The sequence below is a fragment of the Ruegeria sp. CDSC068 genome (genome assembly GCF_059610545.1).
The window spans coordinates 39811-54129 of record NZ_JBXWNV010000006.1 but is presented as its reverse complement, the minus strand read 5'-3'; the positions used below and the strand labels follow the sequence as shown (position 1 = coordinate 54129).

Annotated in this window: 13 protein-coding genes; 4 read left to right on the top strand and 9 right to left on the bottom strand. The window is 58.3% G+C overall.

Annotation, left to right across the window (positions count from 1 at the left end):
* Positions 1–203 precede the first annotated feature (203 nt).
* Complete coding sequence (locus AC2FID_RS13340; protein ID WP_496761075.1) at positions 204–1520, top strand: CAP domain-containing protein; 1317 nt, start codon at positions 204–206, stop codon at positions 1518–1520.
* A 60-nt stretch (positions 1521–1580) separates the two neighbouring features.
* Here the strand turns inward: AC2FID_RS13340 and ppk2 are convergent, their stop codons facing one another.
* Entirely contained in the window at positions 1581–2498 is a 918-nt protein-coding gene (ppk2, locus tag AC2FID_RS13335; protein ID WP_109313013.1) for a polyphosphate kinase 2, read from the bottom strand.
* Positions 2499–2787: 289 nt separating this feature from the next.
* Between ppk2 and AC2FID_RS13330 the strand changes: the two genes are divergently transcribed.
* A complete protein-coding gene (locus tag AC2FID_RS13330; protein WP_496758413.1) occupies positions 2788–3627 on the top strand; it encodes a CPBP family intramembrane glutamic endopeptidase in 840 nt (279 codons plus the stop codon).
* 3 nt (positions 3628–3630) lie between these two features.
* Here AC2FID_RS13330 and AC2FID_RS13325 read toward each other — a convergent pair whose 3' ends face one another.
* Positions 3631–4089 carry an Lrp/AsnC family transcriptional regulator gene (locus tag AC2FID_RS13325; RefSeq protein ID WP_058278916.1) on the bottom strand — a complete coding sequence of 153 codons (459 nt, stop codon included), beginning with the start codon at positions 4087–4089 and terminating at the stop codon, positions 3631–3633.
* A gap of 138 nt (positions 4090–4227) precedes the next feature.
* Between AC2FID_RS13325 and ald the strand changes: the two genes are divergently transcribed.
* Positions 4228–5346 carry an alanine dehydrogenase gene (gene ald / locus AC2FID_RS13320; RefSeq protein ID WP_108860695.1) on the top strand — a complete coding sequence of 373 codons (1119 nt, stop codon included), beginning with the start codon at positions 4228–4230 and terminating at the stop codon, positions 5344–5346.
* A gap of 194 nt (positions 5347–5540) precedes the next feature.
* Here ald and AC2FID_RS13315 read toward each other — a convergent pair whose 3' ends face one another.
* Entirely contained in the window at positions 5541–6353 is an 813-nt protein-coding gene (locus AC2FID_RS13315) for a mechanosensitive ion channel family protein (protein ID WP_472724642.1), read from the bottom strand.
* Positions 6354–6566: 213 nt separating this feature from the next.
* Between AC2FID_RS13315 and AC2FID_RS13310 the strand changes: the two genes are divergently transcribed.
* Positions 6567–7265: a glutathione S-transferase family protein gene (locus AC2FID_RS13310; protein ID WP_282169853.1), complete on the top strand. Its 699-nt coding sequence runs from the start codon at positions 6567–6569 to the stop codon at positions 7263–7265.
* Here AC2FID_RS13310 and AC2FID_RS13305 read toward each other — a convergent pair.
* The 6 genes from AC2FID_RS13305 to pheS form a co-directional block, all read right to left on the bottom strand.
* Positions 7246–8853, bottom strand: a complete 1608-nt coding sequence (locus AC2FID_RS13305) for a GMC family oxidoreductase (protein ID WP_496837228.1) — start codon at positions 8851–8853, stop codon at positions 7246–7248. The genes AC2FID_RS13310 and AC2FID_RS13305 overlap by 20 nt on opposite strands.
* A 73-nt stretch (positions 8854–8926) precedes the next feature.
* The gene (locus AC2FID_RS13300; protein WP_282121380.1) at positions 8927–9373 is read right to left on the bottom strand and encodes a YtoQ family protein; all 447 of its coding nucleotides are present in this window, start codon (positions 9371–9373) and stop codon (positions 8927–8929) included.
* Between the two features lie 81 nt (positions 9374–9454).
* On the bottom strand, positions 9455–11851 hold the full coding sequence (pheT, locus tag AC2FID_RS13295; protein WP_282169855.1) for a phenylalanine--tRNA ligase subunit beta: 2397 nt from the start codon (positions 11849–11851) through the stop codon (positions 9455–9457).
* A gap of 78 nt (positions 11852–11929) precedes the next feature.
* Complete coding sequence (locus AC2FID_RS13290) at positions 11930–12736, bottom strand: CE1 family esterase (RefSeq protein ID WP_496837227.1); 807 nt, start codon at positions 12734–12736, stop codon at positions 11930–11932.
* 153 nt (positions 12737–12889) lie between these two features.
* Positions 12890–13183, bottom strand: a complete 294-nt coding sequence (locus AC2FID_RS13285; protein ID WP_496837225.1) for a hypothetical protein — start codon at positions 13181–13183, stop codon at positions 12890–12892.
* Positions 13184–14257 (bottom strand): phenylalanine--tRNA ligase subunit alpha, encoded by a 1074-nt coding sequence (gene pheS, locus AC2FID_RS13280; RefSeq protein ID WP_496758430.1) that lies wholly within the window; start codon positions 14255–14257, stop codon positions 13184–13186.
* Between the last annotated feature and the right edge of the window lie 62 nt (positions 14258–14319).

Sequence of the window (14319 nt, the reverse complement as noted above, 5' to 3'; positions counted from 1 at the left end):
GCCGACTCGAGCCGCCCACGCGCGACAAGCTGCCATTTCCCCCTCAGCAACATTTTGCCCGGCATTTTGCAGCGCAGCGAATCCCGTGGCGGTAGCACTGACCCGCCAAAACTCGCCTCTGAACACGCCATCCCTATGAAGGTCGTATCGAGCCTTTGTAACTGGCGCCGTCTACCACGACAAAAAACCAATCGGAGGCAAAAATGTCGACTGCAAGTAGTATCGAACAAGAAATGCTGGCGCTGATTAACCAAGAGCGCACATCCCGCGGGCTGGACCCCCTACAGCTTGAAACGCGGCTGAACGACTCGTCTGAGGATCACAGTGAATGGATGCTGGAAACGGACAGGTTCAGCCACACCGGCTCGGGTGGTTCCAGCGCCACGCAGCGGATGGAAATGGCCGGGTTCGACTTCTCGGGCAACTGGCGGTCAGGTGAAAACATCGCCTGGCAATCCGAGCGCGGCGCGCCAGGCATCAGCGATGACGTCGCCCAGCTTCATCAGAACCTGATGAACAGCCCCGGTCACCGCGCCAATATTCTGAACCCGGATTTCAAATACATCGGAATCGGAATTGAAACCGGCGACATGCAGGGTTTCGACGCTGTGATGGTGACGCAGAACTTTGCTGCCACCCAGGGTGAAGTCATGCTGGACAACGGCTCTGCCACTCCGCCGGCGCCGACGCCACCGGTTGAAGAAACCCCGCAGCCCGAAGAGCCGGTTGCCGAAGTGCCAGAACCCGAGGTTACCGAGCCTGAGGAACCGGTGGCCGAAGTACCTGACCCCGAAGTTACCGAGCCCGAGGAACCGGTGGCCGAAGTGCCTGACCCTGAAGTTACCGAGCCCGAGGAACCGGTGGCCGAAGTGCCTGACCCTGAAGTTACCGAACCCGAGGAACCGGTGGCCGAAGTACCTGACCCCGAAGTTACCGAGCCCGAGGAACCGGTGGCCGAAGTGCCTGATCCTGAAGTTACCGAACCCGAGGAACCGGTGGTCGAAGTACCTGACCCAGAAGTTACCGAGCCCGAGGAGCCTGTGGCCGAAGTACCTGACCCAGAAGTTACCGAACCCGAGGAACCGGTGGCCGAAGTACCTGACCCCGAAGTTACCGAGCCCGAGGAGCCTGTGGCCGAAGTACCTGACCCAGAAGTTACCGAGCCCGAGGAGCCTGTGGCCGAAGTACCTGACCCAGAAGTTACCGAGCCCGAGGAACCGGTGGCCGAAACGCCCGGAACGGAAGAACCCGAAGAGTTTGCCTGTTTTGACGTTCAGGAGTTTCTTGCCGAGATCCGGACATTCGTCCAATCGATTCAGGCGCAGTTCGACCAGTTTGATTGGAACGACACAGACTATGCCGATGCGGAACCCGAAACCGACGATTTCGATATGGTGATGACCGGCGATGACAATCCTGTGGACGATGTCGAGACTTGCTCTGACATGACCGGGGACAATTCAGGTGATGTCTTTGTGTTCAACTATTATGATTTCGACTGCATGATGGACGCCGCTTAACGGATACCATGGTGCGGGGCGGGGGCGACCCTGCCTCGCACCAATTTCAACTTCAATAGTTCAATAGACCTTTGGAACATACAGATCGTCAGGCAAAATCCGGCGTTCATATTCCGGGTTGTACTTTCGATCCGGCAGATCGACCTTTTCCTGCGGCACATCCGAATACGGGATCTTGGTCAGCAGGTGTTCAATGCAATTCAGGCGCTCGCGCTTTTTGTCATTGCCTTCGACGATGTACCAGGGCGCTTCGGGTATGTTCGTGCGAAACAACATGTCCTCCTTGGCCTTGGTGTAGGATTCCCACCGAATGCGCGATTCCAGATCCATCGGCGACAGCTTCCACTGCTTCATCGGATCGTGAATGCGCATCAGGAATCGCAACTGCTGTTCTTCGTCGGTGATCGAGAACCAATATTTTAGCAGGATGATACCCGACCGCACCAGCATCCGTTCGAATTCAGGAACGTCCTGAAAGAACTGTTCGACCTGATCTTCACTGGCAAAACCCATGACCCGTTCGACACCCGCACGGTTGTACCAGGACCGGTCGAACAGAACGATTTCGCCAGCTGCTGGCAGATGCGGCACGTAGCGTTGGAAATACCACTGGCTTTGTTCCCTGCGACTGGGTGCGGGCAACGCAACCACACGTGCAACACGCGGGTTCAGGCGCTGGGTAATCCGCTTGATTACCCCCCCTTTACCGGCACTGTCGCGACCTTCGAACAGGATGCACACTTTGGCACCGGTGTGTTGCACCCAATCCTGAACCCTGATCAGTTCGGCCTGCAATCGCAGCAAGTTCTGGAAATAGACCTTGCGGTCCAGCATGTCCGGATGCTGTTCCTTATAGATCTTGCGAACTTCCATCGACAGCATCGGCTCGCTGAATTCGATTTCGAAATCTTCGTCCAGCGTGTCTTCGAGCTCGGCTTCCAGCCAGTCTTTTGGGGCGTCATTTTGTTGGTAAGCCAAGATCTGCTCCTTATCAGTCAACGGGTTCCGACCATACCCAGAGAGTGTGACCGCCTGATGTCATCAGATATAATTGATGAACGCTCCGCGCCGGTTCAATTTCAAGTTGGTGCGGGGCCGTAAAACAGGCAGACGTTCGGTCATTCCTATAATTGAACCGACCTGCGCCTAGATACAAGCGTCTGATTTGACGCAACGCTGGCAGTAAGGCACAGGCTAACCCTTGCACGGCCTTGCCATTTGGGGGCGTCCGACGGCATCAATACGCACCTGAATACATGAGAGAGCCGTGGCGTATTTTTTATCCCTTCTGCCATTGATATGGCCCTGGTCCATACTGATCGCCGGCATGGTCAGTGCGGCCTCGGGCCGGCGGCAACTTGGCCTGACGCTGCTGTTGGTGTTTGGTCTTACCGCCCTCGCCCTAGGGCTGGTCACACCTTTGGCTGTTGGAGTTGTTGCTGCCGGATTGCTGGGGGCTGCGGCCCTGAACCATCTTACAGGCACCGGCGCGGCGGTTGGCCACGTGATGTTGATCGGCTGGTGTCTTGCATTGGGCGCACATCTGGTGCCCGGATTTCAAAACCTGATGGTACTGGACCGGGTCTACGCCGGACCGGACAGTTCGGCGTTTTCAATGTACTTGAATCTGGACAAGCCAATGGTGCTGTTTGCGGTCCTGCTGGCCTGGCCGGGAATGACCGATTCAGCGAGACCTGTCCGAAGAACACCGTTGCTGGTGGGCCTTGCGACCTTGCCCGCCCTCTTCGCCGTTGGGCTGGCCGCGCAGGCCATCCGGCCAGAACTCAGCCTACCGCCTTGGTGGCTGATTTTTGCATTGTCGAACCTGTTTCTGACCTGCCTGACGGAAGAGGCTTTTTTCCGCGGGTATCTGCAGTCGCTTATTGCGTCCAAACTTGGTGCAGCACTTGGTGTGACTCTGGCCGGCCTGCTGTTTGGTCTAGCTCATTTTCCGGGCGGTCCGGCCCTAGTCGCTTATGCCGCGATTCTTGGTGCCGCCTGTGGCTTGGGATTTTATGCAACCGGTCGGTTGTGGGTACCCGTTCTGATGCATTTCGGCTTCAATGCAGTGCATCTGTTCCTGTTCACCTACCCGACCCCAGCCTGACGGTCACACCGGTAAGGCCGTCGTCTTGAACACAGTGCGCAAAGCAAATGAGCTTTGCATTTGCGCCACGCCGGGCAAGCGCGACAGGTACTGACGGTGAATTCGGGCGAAATCCTCGGTATTCTCGGCGACAACCTTCAGAATATAGTCCGCCGTCCCCGCCATGAGATGACACTCCAGAACGTCAGGAATACGCGCCACCGCCTTTTCAAACGCGTCCAGAAGCTCTTCGGCTTGCCCCTGCAAGGTGATCTCAACAAACACGGTGGTCGGGACGTTCATCTTGCGTGCATCCAGCAGCGCAACATAGTTTCGGATGTACCCTTCGGCCTCAAGCCGTTGGACGCGCCGGTGACACGCCGACGGCGACAGATTCACCTGATCTGATAACTCGGCATTCGACATCCTGCCGTTTCTCTGCAGGGCGGCCAGAATCTTTCTATCGGTCGTATCGAGGCTCATACGCGCAAGTCCTTTGCAAGAAACTCCAATAATACCGAAGATTCTCGCAAAGAAAACCCGAATGACGGGCAGAGTTTCACAGAAATTGCATCCCGAATTGCACATAATTTGGGCAGTTTATGAATGGAGGAGCGAGAAATGAAAATCGGTTGCCCCAAGGAAATCAAACCCCAGGAATTCCGTGTTGGGATGACCCCCAACGCTGCGCAAGAAGCTGTTGCGCGCGGCCACGAGGTCATCATTGAAACCAATGCCGGCATGGGTTCCGGCTTTGACAACGACTCGTATGTCGCTGCAGGTGCGCGCATCGTCGACACCGCAGAAGAAGTTTTTGCGACCGCGGACATGATCGTAAAGGTCAAAGAACCCCAGGCGGTCGAGCGCAAGATGCTGCGTGAAGGCCAGCTGCTGTTCACCTACCTGCACCTGGCACCTGATCCAGACCAGACCCACGACCTGCTGGCGTCGGGCTGCACGGCGATTGCCTATGAAACCGTAACAGATTCCAAAGGCGGCCTGCCGCTGCTGGCGCCGATGTCCGAAGTTGCCGGTCGTCTGGCACCTCAGGTCGGTTCGTGGACCCTGCAAAAGGCCAATGGCGGCCGCGGTGTTCTGATGGGTGGCGTTCCCGGCGTTGGCCCGGCCAAAGTCATCGTGATCGGCGGCGGCGTTGTTGGTACCCACGCAGCCAAGATCGCGGCCGGCATGGGCGCTGACGTCACCGTTCTGGACCGGTCTCTGCCACGCCTGCGTTACCTCGACGACGTCTTTGGCGGCACGTTCAAAAGCCAGTACTCGACAGCCGGCGCAACGGCCGAGCTGATCCAGGAAGCCGACATGGTCATCGGTGCGGTTCTGATCCCCGGCGCTGCGGCACCCAAGCTGATCTCGCGCGCGCAGCTGTCCACCATGAAACCCGGTGCGGTTCTGGTTGATGTTGCGATCGACCAGGGCGGCTGCTTTGAAACCTCCAAAGCGACCACCCATGCTGACCCGATCTATGAAGTGGACGGCGTCATGCACTACTGCGTAGCCAACATGCCGGGCGCGGTTGCGCGGACTTCGACTATCGCATTGGGTAACGCGACCATGCCGTTCCTGCTGGCACTGGCGGGTAAAGGCTGGAAGAAAGCATGTCAGGACGACCCGCATTTGCTGGCAGGTCTGAACGTCCATGCCGGTCAGCTGACTTACGAAGCTGTTGGTACGGCGCTGGGTCTGGACGTTGTCTCGCCCGAGGCAATCGTCAACGCCTGAAGCACTCCCGCCCCTGTAAGGAGCCGCTGAAGCGGCTGCTTTGCAGCGTTGGGTATGGCGGCGTGCCTTTGGCGCGCCGCTTTTCTTTTGATCGAACGACTTTTGCACCAACAAAAAAACGCCGCGCTAATAGCGCGGCGCCGGGCCCAACCGGAGGAGGGCATTTCCAATGCCCGCTCGACGGGCGGGAGAGTTCAGCCCTCTTTCCGAATTTCCACGGTATGTGGGTACGGAATCGACACACCCTTGGCGTCAAACGCCTCTTTCACGGCCTTAGTGATCTCAAACTTCAGGTCCCAGTAATCCGCGGCGTTGCACCACAGGCGTGCGGTCAGATCTACCGAGCTGTCACCCAGGTTGGTCACGCGCACCCACGGCTCTGGATCTGAGTGAATTCGGTCATCGGCCTTCGCGACATCCAGAATGATCTTCATCGCCTCATCAGCGCTGTCACCGTAATCAATGCCGAACACCAGATCGACACGCCGCGTGTCATGCGCCGAGTAGTTTGTGATGATCGATCCCCAGGATTGTCCGTTGGGAACGATGATCTGCACGTTATCCGGCGTCACCAGCTCGGTCGTGAACAGGTTCAGATCCTTAACAGTGCCTGCGGTGCCGCCGATATCAACATACTGACCCAGCTTGTAAGGGCGGAAGACAACCAGCATAACGCCCGCAGCAAGATCGCTCAGCGTTCCTTGAAGGGCTAAACCAATGGCCAGAGAAGCAGCACCCAAAATGGCGACGATGCTTGTCGCCTGAATGCCAAAGATGCCCAGCACTGCAACCAGTACCATGGCCAATATGACCCATTTTACCAGACTGGCGACGAAATTCCCAAGCGTCTGATCAATATGCGGTGTCGCATTGATCCTGCGCCGGACTACACCGGCAATGGCGCCAGCAATGATCCATCCAAGGATCAGTACGACCAGCGCTTTGACTGCGCTTATGATCAGCGGGGCAAAGGCACCCACCTGTGTTACGACATCATCCACGCGCATCTCCTTTCGATTCACGGCAAACCCGCGTCTCTCAGCGCGGGATTGGCGGAATAGTGATCCATAAGCGCGCTTCGGTCTAGGTGTGAGATACGCAGGTTTTCCCCGTTGTTCTCACGCACACAGCCCCTGACCTTGTATGCACAGCCCGGATACTGGCAAGACTGGGCAGGTGTACCTAACTATTGCTGGCAACCCATGACAGGAGCCCCCCCCATGCTGGACACCGCCTCTCACCCGATAACAGCCCGCTGGCCTGCGCAGTTTCCCGACAGGATTCAGCTCTATTCTTTCCCCACGCCGAACGGCGTCAAAGCGTCGATCATGCTGGAAGAAACCGGCCTGCCCTATGAAGCCCATCGGGTTACGCTTTCGGACTCGGATGTCAAAAGCCCCGAATTCCTGTCATTGAACCCCAACAACAAAATCCCGGCGATCATCGACCCGAATGGTCCGGACGGAGAATCCATTGGTCTGTTCGAAAGCGGAGCGATCCTGATATATCTCGCCGAGAAAAGCGGTAAGTTTCTGGGTCAGACCAAAGCCGACAAATATCGCGTGATCCAATGGGTGATGTTCCAGATGGGCGGCATCGGTCCGATGTTCGGGCAACTGGGCTATTTTCACAAATTCGCAGGCAGCGAGATCGAAGACCCGCGCCCCCGCGAACGCTACGTGAACGAGGCCAAGCGATTGCTGAATGTCCTGAACCAACAGCTTGAAGGCCAGGATTGGATTGCCGGAGACTATTCGATTGCCGATATCGCAATCGCGCCGTGGCTGCGCGGGCTCGAATTCTACAATGCCCACGACCTTGTTGGTTGGGAAGACCACGCCAATCTGGTGGCGTATCTCGACCGGTTCCTAGAGCGGCCCGCGGTGCAAAAAGGCCTGGTTACGCCGCCCCGGGACTGATTGCTTCGGCGATCTTTTCAGCAATCATGATAGTGGGCGCATTGGTATTGCCGCCGACCAAAGTCGGCATGACTGAAGCGTCCACCACCCGCAGCCCCTCGACCCCATGAACCCGACCTTCGGTATCGACAACGGCCATATCGTCGATCCCCATCTTGCAGGTGCCCACCGGGTGATAGATCGTGTCGGCACGGCTGCGGATATCAGCCTCCAAGGCCTGATCACTGCCGTCATGGGCATAGAGTCGCTTTTTGCGCCAGGGTTCCAGTGGTTCGGATTCGAGAATTGATTCCATGATACGAGCCCCACGCTTCAACAGATCCAGATCGCGGTCATCGCTGAGATAAGCCGGATCAATACGCGGCGCCTCTCCGGCCCGGTCCGAGGTTAGACCCACGCTGCCCCTGCTGAACGGGCGCAACACACAGACATGGCACGAAAACCCGTGCGGCAAGTGAATCTTGCGCATGTGGTCGTCAACGATTCCGACAACAAAGTGCAGCTGAAGATCCGGTTTGGAAACGGATGGATCAGATTTGAAGAACGCGCCGCCTTCGGCAAAGGGAGTCGCAAACAGCCCCTCTCCAGTGCGGCGCCAGTCCAACCCTGCCTTGGCCAGGTTCCATAGCCCGCCCGGGGTCAGCCCGATGACATCCTTACGTTTCGAATGATAGCTGAGGACATAGTCCAGATGGTCCTGCAGATTCTGACCAACGCCGGGCAAGTCGTGCAGAACAGGAATACCGTGCTGTTTCAACTCGTCTTCGGGCCCGATACCGGACAACATCAGCAATTGTGGCGAACCAAATGCACCCCCCGAAAGGATGACTTCCCGGCGGGCGCGAATTTCGACTTCTTTGCTTTTCTGACGCAGCAAAACCCCGGTTGCGCGCTTTTTGTCAAAAAGGATCTTCTGGGCTTCTGCCCTTGTCATGATTGTCAGGTTCGGCCGCGATTTGACGCCCCGCAAATAGGCCGCAGCTGCCGAGCAACGTTCACCCTTATGCGCCCCGTCGTGGAACTGCGTGACCTGATACAGGCCTGCGCCTTCCTGCTCCGGCCCGTTGAAATCCTTTGTCTCGCGAATTTGTTGCTGGCCGCAGGCTTCGACAAACGCATGAGAGATGGCACGCGGCTCAGACTGGTCCGACACCTGCAAGGGACCATCACCGCCGTGGAGATCATCCGCACCGCGCGCATTGCCCTCGGTCTTGCGGAAGTAAGGCAGGACATTCTTCCAATCCCAACCTTCGCACCCCAAATCTGCCCATTCATCATAGTCGCTGGGATGACCGCGCACGTAAAGCATGGCATTGATCGCCGATGAGCCCCCAAGCGCTTTGCCGCGTGGCTGAAACCCTTTCCGACCATTCAACCCGGGCTGGCGCACCGTTTGAAAGGCCCAATTGTTCAGCTTGGGTCGCCCCGAAACCATGGCCGCCACCAGGGCCGGAGCCCGGATCACCAGATCCTCACCTGCCCCGCCCGCCTCGATCAGGCAAACGCTTGTGTCTGGTTGTTCGCTCAGCCGCGCGGCCATCACACAACCAGCGGACCCGCCGCCCACGATGACGTAATCGAATTCCATGGCTGCTCTCCCCCACTGTCCTATCGGACGGTAGAAAGCGCCCTGAAATCAGGCAAGCGGAACGTAGCGTGAGTTATTTTGGCAGGGCGCCCGTCAGAACATAACGCAGCACATCAACCACTTGGCCCGGGTGCTCGGCCACAGCCAGCGCCGCAGCATCCACTTCTTTCAGCGCGTGCTGGTGATCAGGACCGTGCAGTACGATCAAGGACTTTCCCAAAGCCGCAGCATAACCCGCATCGAAGGCTGCATTCCACTGTTTGTACTTCTCGCCGAACCGGACCACGACCACATCGGCATCCGCAATACCCTTGCGGGTGCGGATCGCGTTGACCATCGCGCCCTTGTGGTCATGCCAATACTTGTTCGACTCGGCCCCCAAAATGGCTACACCGCAATCGTCGCTGGCCGCGTGATCGGTGACCGGACTGTTGAAAGTGACATCCAAACCCTGAGCACCCTCAATGATCTGTTCCCGCCAATCAGTGTGGATTTCGCCAGATAGGTAAACGTTCAGCATCTTTTGTCCTCCGCAAAAACAGAAAGGGCGCGACCGCCCCTTCATCTTTTCAAAAACACTCCCGCCAGCGGCGGCCAAGCATCAACCGCGTAATGTACCGCCTGTTGCCTTGGTAACCTTGGCGATGATCTTTTCGGCGACCGCTTCGATGTCTTTTTCCTTCAGCGTCGCATCCGTCGGCTGCAGGCGCACGGTAATGGCCAGTGATTTCTTGCCTTCACCCAGGCTGCCGCCGATGAATTCGTCAAAGACGCGGACGTCCTCGACCAGGGCTTTGTCGGCGCCGGCTGCGGCATTCACCAATGTCAGCGCCTCGACACTCTCGTCGACGACGAATGCAAAGTCACGCTCGACCGCCTGCAAATCACGCAGTTCAAGCGCGGCGCGGGTAGCGCCGGATTTACGCGGCAGAGGCACCTCTTCTGGCCAGATGGTGAAGGCCATCGCCGGGCCTTTGATGTCCATCGCCTGCAACACCTGTGGATGCAGTTCGCCAAAGACACCCAACACCTTTTTGGGACCCAGACAAATTTTGCCGTGACGACCCGGATGCCACCAGGCGTCACCGTCGCGCAGGACCTGCACCTTGGCGGGTGCACCAATGGCCGTCAGCACGGCCTCGGCATCTGCTTTGGCATCGAACACGTCAACTGGGCGTGAGGCACCGTGCACGTCCTTGGGGCCGTTGCGACCGACAAGCAGCCCGGTAATCTGGGTTTTCTGATCGCCAGGTTCGCCGTCATGGAAAACCGGGCCAACCTCGAACAGCGCGATATCTGCATACCCTCGCGCCTGATTACGGGCGGCGGCCTGCAGCAGACCGGGCAGCAGATCCGGGCGCATATGGCTCATCTCGGACGAGATCGGATTTTCCAACTGCGTCGCTTCATCCCCGCCACCGAACAAGGCAGCCGAAGCCTGATCGATGAACGTATAGCTGACGCATTCATTGTACCCCAGCGCCGCACAAGTGCGACGCGCCATCGACTGCCGCCGCTGCGTCGGGGTCATCACCGCCTTGGGAATACCATCCGTCACACGCGGCAGTGGCTTGCCCTGCAGTTTGGTCAGGGATGCGATACGCGCGACCTCTTCCACCAAATCAGCTTCGCCCATGATATCGGGGCGCCAGCTGGGGACATGCGCCATCTCGCCTTCCAGACGGAAACCTAGGCGGGTTAAGGTCTGGCGTTGCTCGCTTTCCGGAATGTCCATGCCCACCAACGACTGCACACGTTCAGCATCCAGCTTGTAGGCGCGCGAGTGATCCGGTGCCTTGCCAGCTTCGACCACTTTCGAGGCTTCGCCACCGCAGATATCCAGGATCATCTGCGTCGCATGTTCTAACCCTTCCAGCGTGTATTCAGGGTCCACGCCACGTTCGAACCGATAACGCGCGTCCGAGTTGATCTTGAGCGCACGGCCGGTCAACGCGATCTGCACATGATCCCAAAACGCGCTTTCAAGGAACACATTCACAGTGTCCTCGGTACAACCAGTTTCCTCACCGCCCATGATCCCGGCAATCGACTCCGGGCCCTTATCGTCCGAAATCACCATCATACCGGGCTGCAGAGTGTATTCTTTCTCGTCCAGCGCAACCAGCTTTTCACCGCCCTTGGCACGGTGAACACGCAGGTTGCCCTGCACCTTTTCCGCATCGAAAACGTGCAGCGGGCGGCTCTGGTCGAACGTCATATAGTTGGTGATATCCACCAAAGCCGAGATCGGACGCAGGCCGATTGCCTTCAACTGATCCTGCAGCCATTGCGGGCTGGGGCCATTCTTGACCCCTTTGATCAAGCGGCCGGTGAAATGCGGCGCACCGTCCAGCGTATCTTCGTCGATCGTCACCTTGATCGGGCTTTCGAACTCACCCGGCACCGGTGTATAGCCGCGTTCTTTCAGCGTACCGACGCCACGTGCAGCCAAATCGCGAGCGATCCCGGCCACGCCCAGCGCGTCGGGGCGGTTCGGCGTGATCGCGATTTCGATCATCGTATCGACTTTCGCCGGCTCGTTCTCGGCCAACCAGTCGACGAATTTGTCGCCGACTTCGCCCGAGGGCAGCTCGATGATGCCGTCATGTTCTTCTGACAGCTCCAGCTCCCGCTCCGAGGCCATCATGCCAAAGCTTTCGACGCCGCGGATTTTGCCCACGCTGATCGTAAGATCCAGACCGGGGATATACATGCCCGGTTTACAAACCACGACCGTGATACCTTCGCGTGCGTTGGGCGCGCCGCAGATGATCTGCAGATCGCCTTCATCAGTCGCGACCGTGCAAACGCGCAGCTTATCCGCATCCGGGTGCTTTTCCGCGTGCTTCACATAGCCCAGCGTAAAGCCTGCCAGACGGTCCGCCGGGTTCACGATCTCTTCGACTTCCAGTCCAAGATCGGTCAGCGTCTCTGCAATCTCATCCACCGACGCATCGGTATCGAGGTGGTCTTTCAGCCAGGAAAGAGTGAATTTCATTGCACGGGGCCTTTTTTGGCAAACATCCAGTCGGCACAGGCAATGGCAAAGATTACGCCAAGGTGCAAGCGCTGTAAGTCACGGATAGGTAGGGGTGCGGCCCAAAAGCTCGTCGAGTTGCCGCCCAATCCAGCCATGCGGGATGAAGTGCCCGCCGGGATGCGTATCCAGCGAAACCTGTCCCTGTGCGCAATCGGTCCATTCCACCCGGCTGAGTGTCAGGATCGGCACGACGCTCCAATCCCCGCGCGGCGTCGCTGTTTCACACCCGAACTTCTGCCGCCACAGTGCCACCGGATAGGTCGTATCCCCGCCCGGCCCAAAGGGGAAATCCATTACGGTATCGCTGGTTCCGTGCACATGTCGCACTTCGGCCGGGGCCTGCGGGCAGTCCTCGGTCTGCCGGATCGAGCCTGCGACCGCCAGCAAAGCGGCCGTGTCATTGCCCGACTGGCACACATAGCGCCACGCCATCGCACCGCCAAAGGAATAGCCCGAGACATAGATGCGGTCCGGGTCAATTGGATAGCGTTGGGCCACATCCTCAAGCACACGATCAGCAAAAGGCACGTCGCCGGTGTCCGAGGTCCAGAAATCCCAGCTTTTGCCCAACCCGTTCGGGGCCACCAGCAATACGCCGCGCAGCTTCGTGGCCCCGGCGATACGTTCGTGGTTCACCACCACCGTCCCCTGCCGCGCCCAGCCGTGAAAATGCAGCAACACTGGCAAAGGCGTTTCACCGTCCCAGCCATCGGGTTCCAGCACATGGTATGAGCGGTCACCGACCTCACAGGCGGTATCGCCATGGCAATTGGATTTCCAAGGCCCCATTGCAATGGCCGGAGCAGAGGAGAGCAGAAGCAGGCAGAGCAAACGATAAATCATTGGACGGAGCCTAGCTGCCTAACACCACCTGTCACGTCACAACCTCGTGGGGGAGTGTAACAAGCAGCGCCGTCGCTAGACGGAGGGATGTCCAGGGCGCGGCTTATCGATTTTGCTCAGCCCTGCCTTGCGCAGGCAAAACCGATGGTTAGCTCACTTGAAGCGGCCGATTAGCTTTTTAGTCTTCTGCAATTGATTTTGCTGGTCGCGCCAGATTTCATCACGTTCTTTCCAAACGCTGTGATGCGCTGCGCCAAAAACACTGACCGGGCCACACACGATCACCCAATAGGTAAACAACACCCAATTAGGCGCAAGTATGGCCACTGCGATAAAGCCTAAGGCAGCTAAAATCTCAATAACGTAACCTTGCCAGCGCGGCATGCTTTCAGCGCGAGTAAGGCACCAGTTGTAGCACCAAGCCATTACCGCGCTGAGCTGATACACTTAACGGCTCAAACCACCATGCAGGTTCGGCATATCCAGCGCGGCAAACCCGTAGTGCCGCAGCCAGCGCAGGTCGGAATCAAAGAAAGCTCGCAGATCAGGGATACCGTATTTCAGCATCGCCAGACGGTCGATGCCGATGCCAAAGGCAAAGCCCTGATAGACATCCGGATCAATTCCACCGGCGGCGATCACCTTGGGGTGGACCATGCCCGAACCCAGAATCTCCATCCAGTCGTCGCCCTCGCCGATCTTCAGCTGACCGTTATCCCAGGAACAGCGGATATCGACCTCAGCCGATGGCTCGGTGAACGGGAAGTGCGAGGCGCGGAAGCGCAGTTCGACATCGTCGACCTCAAAAAACGCCTTCACGAACTCTTCCAAAACCCATTTCAGGTTCGCCATCGAGATGTCCTTGTCGATGGCCAGCCCCTCGACCTGATGGAACATCGGCGTGTGGGTCTGGTCATAGTCGGCGCGGTACACACCGCCCGGACAAATGATGCGGATCGGCGCGCCCTGTTTCTCCATCGAGCGGATCTGGACCGGCGAGGTATGGGTGCGCAGCACATGCGGCGGGCGATTGTCGCCCTCGGCGCGGTGCATGTAGAACGTGTCCATCTCGGCCCGCGCGGGGTGGTGGCCGGGGATGTTCAGGGCGTCAAAGTTGTACCAGTCGTCTTCGATCCGCGGCCCTTCGGCCACCGAAAAGCCCAGTTCGGCAAAGATCGCGGTCAGCTCCTCAGTCGCCTGGCTGACCGGGTGGATCGAGCCCTGACGGCGGGCGCGGGTCGGCAGGGTGACGTCCAACCATTCTGTGCGCAGACGCTCATCCAGTGCGGCATCGGCCAAAGCGGCTTTCTTGGCGGACAGGGCCGAGTTGATCTCATCCTTCAGGGCATTCAGCGCGGGGCCCGCAACTTGGCGTTCCTCGGGCGTCATCTTGCCCAGCTCGCGCATCTTCAGCGCGACTTCGCCTTTTTTGCCGACAGCCGCGACACGGATCGCTTCGAGCGCGTTTTCGTCGCCTGCATCGGCGATCTGACCCAGATATTTTGCCTTAAGATCGTCCATGACGGTTCCCTGAATGCTGTTGAAGCTCTGCTATCACAGCAGTCTGCGAAAGCAAGAGGGGC